This is a genomic window from Rhodoplanes roseus (assembly GCF_003258865.1).
Taxonomy (GTDB): domain Bacteria; phylum Pseudomonadota; class Alphaproteobacteria; order Rhizobiales; family Xanthobacteraceae; genus Rhodoplanes; species Rhodoplanes roseus.
On the sequence record NZ_NPEX01000282.1, the window covers coordinates 2,863 to 7,337 of the forward strand.

The 4,475-nt window shown below is 67.8% G+C and carries 3 protein-coding genes; all 3 read right to left on the bottom strand.

From position 1 onward, the window contains the following. Positions 1–39: 39 nt before the first annotated feature. Positions 40–1,599 carry a magnesium-protoporphyrin IX monomethyl ester anaerobic oxidative cyclase gene (gene bchE, locus CH341_RS25800; RefSeq protein WP_111421833.1) on the bottom strand — a complete coding sequence of 520 codons (1,560 nt, stop codon included), beginning with the start codon at positions 1,597–1,599 and terminating at the stop codon, positions 40–42. A gap of 148 nt (positions 1,600–1,747) precedes the next feature. After that, positions 1,748–2,845: a phytoene/squalene synthase family protein gene (locus tag CH341_RS25805; protein WP_111421834.1), complete on the bottom strand. Its 1,098-nt coding sequence runs from the start codon at positions 2,843–2,845 to the stop codon at positions 1,748–1,750. Continuing rightward, positions 2,817–4,364 carry a phytoene desaturase gene (locus CH341_RS25810; protein WP_111421835.1) on the bottom strand — a complete coding sequence of 516 codons (1,548 nt, stop codon included), beginning with the start codon at positions 4,362–4,364 and terminating at the stop codon, positions 2,817–2,819. Before CH341_RS25810 ends, CH341_RS25805 begins: the two co-directional genes overlap by 29 nt. Between the last annotated feature and the right edge of the window lie 111 nt (positions 4,365–4,475).

Here is a 4,475-nt window from a genome sequence, read left to right on the forward strand (position 1 = left end):
GGGACGAGCCCGGCCATGGCGACGCGGAGACCGCCGACCTCAGCAGGCCCGCACGGTCTCGGGCTTGTCGTCCTTCTTCTTCTTGCGGCCCTTGGGGGCGGCCTGAAGGTCGGCGGTCTGCGCCTCGGTGATGGTGCGCGTCTCGTCGAACTTGAAGTCGACCTTCTTGGACTGCGGACCCCAGTAGCCGACGCGGCCGAGGTCGTAGAACTTCCGCTCGAACGAGCTCTTCAGATAGGCCTTCATGCAGCCCATCATGTAGCGGCGCTTCTCGCGGTCCCGGATGAACGGATACTCCAGGAACATCTTCCGCATGTAGAAGCGGCGGTAGTTGTTCATCACGCGGTCGAGCAGCTCGGGCCGCGTCATCGCGTCCGGCTTCATGATCGGCGTGACGAAGTTGTACTTCTCGAAGTCGAACACCTCGACCTTGTCGCCCATGTCCTGGAACAGGTCGGAGAACGGCCACGGCGTGAACATCGACCAGTTGGCCATGTCGCAGCCCCAGTCGCGGGCCATCTGATAGGTCTCTTCCAGAGTCTCGCGGGTCTCGTTCTCGAGGCCGACGATGAACTGCGCCTCGGAGACGATGCCGTGCTGGCGCAGCAGCTCGATGGCGCGCTTGTTCTGCGCCACCGTGGTCTCCTTGTTGAACAGGTCGAGCTTGAGCTGCGCCGCCGCCTCGGTGCCGAGCGAGATGTGGATCAGGCCGGCCTTGCGGTAGAGCGGCAGCAGCGCTTCGTCGCGCAGGATGTCGGTGACGCGCGTGTTGATGCCCCACATCACCGGCAGCTTGCGGCGCACCAGCTCCTCGCACAGCGCCACGAACTTCTTGCGGTGGATGGTCGGCTCCTCGTCGGCCAGGATGAAGAAGCCGACGTCGAACTCCTTCACCAGAACCTCGATCTCGTCGACCACCTTGATCGGATCGCGGACCCGGTAGGTGCGCCAGAACTTCCACTGCGAGCAGAACGAGCAGGTGAACGGGCAGCCGCGGGCGAAGTTCGGGATCGCGACACGACAGCCGAGCGGGATGTAGTTGTACTGGTTCCAGTTCAGGATGCCCCAGTCGGGGCTGAGCATGTCGAGATTCTCGATCGGCGGGGCGGAGGCCGTGGCAATGATGGTGGCGCCGTCCGAATAGGCGATGCCCTTGACGCTGTCGGGGTCCTTCTTGAACTCGCCGGAGTCGATCGCGCGCACCAGGTCGAGCAGGATCTGCTCGCCCTCACCGCGGATCACCACGTCGATCCACGGCGCCTCGGCCAGCACCTGCTTGTACATGAAGGTCGCATGGATGCCGCCGATCGCCGTGACGGCGGTCGGGCATTCTTCCCTCGCGATCTGGAGCGCCCGCTCGGCCTTGTAGATGGCCGGCGTGATGGCGGTGGCGCCGATGAAGTCCGGCTTGATGCTGCGGAACTTCTCGCGGAGCTGCTCCTCCGAGAGATCGTCCGTCATGGCGTCGACGAAGGTGACGTCGGTGAAGCCGTTCGCCTTGAGCGTCCCGGCCAGATAGGCGACCCAGGCGGGCGGCCAGTTGCCGGCGATCTCCGCTCCGCCCGAGTGATAGTTGGGATGCAGGAGCAGAATGCGCATGGCGAACCTCCCGGTGTACGCGTTCGATCGGCTGTCTCGATCGGCGACTTGATCAATGGCCGTGATTGTCAATCACCATTAGACAGCACGGAGTGACAATCGAAATTGACAATTGTCATGAAACGCCGCCGTGGGGCGGCGATCGTGATCAGGTTTCCAGCCCGGCCAGCCGGGCGTTGCGACGTTCCGCGGCGGCGACGCCGTCGCGCTGTCCGAGCCGCTCGAACAGATCGAGCACCCAGACGATGCGCGGGCCGAGATCCCACCACGATGCGAGAGCCGGATCGGGCCGTACGCGGCCGAGCGGATGAGACGTGACGGCGTCGATCAGGAAGGCGGTCTCGGCGAGCGGCGGCGCGGCGCGCCCCCGTCCCACCAGCGGCGCGGCCGCGAAGGAGCGGGCGAGCAGAGCGAGCTTGCGGCGGCCCCGCACATAGGCGCGCCGCGACACGGAATCGAGGCCGTTTTTCTCGATCACCCGGCCGATCTCCGCATACATGATGCGGGCGGCCAGGATGCCGGGCCGGCAGCCGAAGGGCAGCCCGGCGACGCCGGCCTCGGCCCGGACATAGAGCGCCTCCGCCGCGGCGAGCAGCCGCTCCACCACGCTGGCGAGGCGCGCGTCGAAGCAGGGGGCGGCGAGCCAGGCGTCGGGATCGAGGCCGGCCTCGCGCATCCAGGCGAGCGGCAGATAGATGCGGCCCATGCGGGCGTCCTCGCCGACGTCGCGGGCGATGTTGGTGAGCTGCATGGCGACGCCGAGATCGCAGGCGCGCGCCAGCGTGTCGGGATCGCGCACGCCCATCAGCAGCGTCATCATGGCGCCGACCGTGGCGGCCACCCGGGCCGAGTAGGCGTAGACGCCGGCGATGTCCTCGTAGCGGCGGCCGTCGGTGTCCCAGGCGAGGCCTTCGAGCAGCGCCTCCGGAATCGCCCGCGGGATCGCGTAGCGGGCCACCATGTCGGCGAAGGCGCGGTCGGTCGCGGTCGGCAGCGGCCGGCCCTCGTAGGCGAGGTCGAGCCGCTCGCGCAGCCGCGCCAGCGCGTCGCGCTCACGGTCCTCGTTGTCGACCGCGTCGTCGGCGAAGCGGCAGAAGGCGTAAAGCGTGTAGGCCGGCGCCCGGATCGAGCCGGGCAGCAGCAGGGATGCGGCGAAGAAGGTGCGCGAGCCCTGCCGGATCATCGCCCGGCAGGCGTCGACATCCGCTTCGGAGGCGTTACGGGTTTCCAGCCAGATCGGCACCATGGGGCACCACGGAATCGAGCACGCGGGCGGACGACAGGACGCCGGGCAGGCCGGCGCCCGGATGGGTGCCGGCACCGACCAGGAACAGCCGGTCGACCTCCTCGCTGCGGTTGTGGGGACGGAACCACGCGCTCTGGGTGAACACGGGCTCGAAGCCGAACGCCGCCCCGAGAACGGAGCGGAGTCGCGTGTGGAAATCCTGCGGCGTGACGATGCGCGAGGTCACGACGTTCTCTTCGAGCCCCGGCAGGACCGTGCGGGACAGGAAGTCGGAAACGGCCCGCCGATACGGCTCGGCGGCATGCGCCCAGTCGACGCCGCTGGCGAGGTTCGGCACCGGCGACAACACATAGAAGGTGTCGCAGCCGGGCGGCGCCAGCGACGGGTCGGTCGCGGTCGGATGATGCAGGTAGAGGCTGAAGTCGGGCGCCAGCACCTTGCGGTCGAAGATGTCGCGCAGCAGTTCCTTGTAGCGCGGCCCGAGCAGGATCGTGTGGTGCGGCACGCCGCGATACTGGCGCTTGGTCCCGAAATACCAGACGAACAGGCTCATCGAGTAGCGGGCGCGGGCGAGCTTCTTGTCGGTCCAGCGCCGCCGCACCTCGGCCGGCAGCAGCGTCTTGTAGGTCCAGGCCGCGTCGGCGTTGGACACCACGATGTCGGCGGAAAGGGTCTCGCCGGAGGCGAGCCGCACGCCGGTCGCGGCGCCGCCCTCGACCGTGATGGCCGAGACCTCCTCGTTGTAGCGGATCGTCCCGCCCTGCCCCTCGATCAGCGACACCAGCCCCTTCACCAGCGCGCCGGTGCCGCCCATGGCGAACCACACGCCGTATTCGCGCTCGAGGTGGGAGATCAGGCAGTAGATCGACGTGGTGGTGAACGGGTTGCCGCCGATGAACAGCGGATGGAAGGACAGCGCGATGCGCAGCCGCGGGTCCTTCATGTAGCTCGCCGCCAGGCCGTGGACGGTGCGGTAGCTCTTCAGCCGGAACAGCTCCGGGAGCAGCTTGGCCATCGACAGCACGGAGTTGAAGGGCTGGCTGGAGAGCTGCTCGAAGCCGACCTCGAAGATCGGCTTGCACTGCGCCATGAAGCGCTCGTAGCCGTCGACGTCGCCGGGCGACAGCCGGCCGACCTCGCGCCGCATGGCCTCCGGATCGCGGCACGCCGTGAAGGTCTCGCCGTCGTCGAAGCGCAGCCGGTAGAACGGGTCGATCGGCTTCAGGGTGATGTCGTCGGAGAACTTACGCCCGGCCAGCGACCACAGCTCCTCGAACATCTGCGGGAGCGTGACGATGGTCGGCCCGGCATCGAAGGTGAAGCCGTCCTGCCGGAACACGTAGGCGCGGCCGCCCGGCTGGTCGAGCTTCTCCAGCACGGTGACGCGATAGCCGCGGGCGCCGAGCCGCACGGCGGCCGCCAGGCCGCCGAACCCGCTACCGATGACGATGGCATGAGGCACGCGAGTCCCCGGTCGGACCACGGGGGAGCGCGGCCTGTCGAGTGTCAAGCTGGACATCACGGAGGACTGTAACAGCGAATTGACAGTCAAGCTAGAGCGGAATCCGATCATGCTGCATCGTATCCCGCGTTGGCGAAATAGTTTGCGCATTCTCCGGGTGTGAAGGTG

Excerpts from the sequence above, each read along its gene's own strand:
- bchE (WP_111421833.1), bottom strand. The coding sequence starts at position 1,599 with ATGCGCATTCTGCTCCTGCATCCCAACTATCACTCGGGCGGAGCGGAG.
- CH341_RS25805 (WP_111421834.1), bottom strand. The coding sequence starts at position 2,845 with ATGGTGCCGATCTGGCTGGAAACCCGTAACGCCTCCGAAGCGGATGTC.
- CH341_RS25810 (WP_111421835.1), bottom strand. The coding sequence starts at position 4,364 with ATGTCCAGCTTGACACTCGACAGGCCGCGCTCCCCCGTGGTCCGACCG.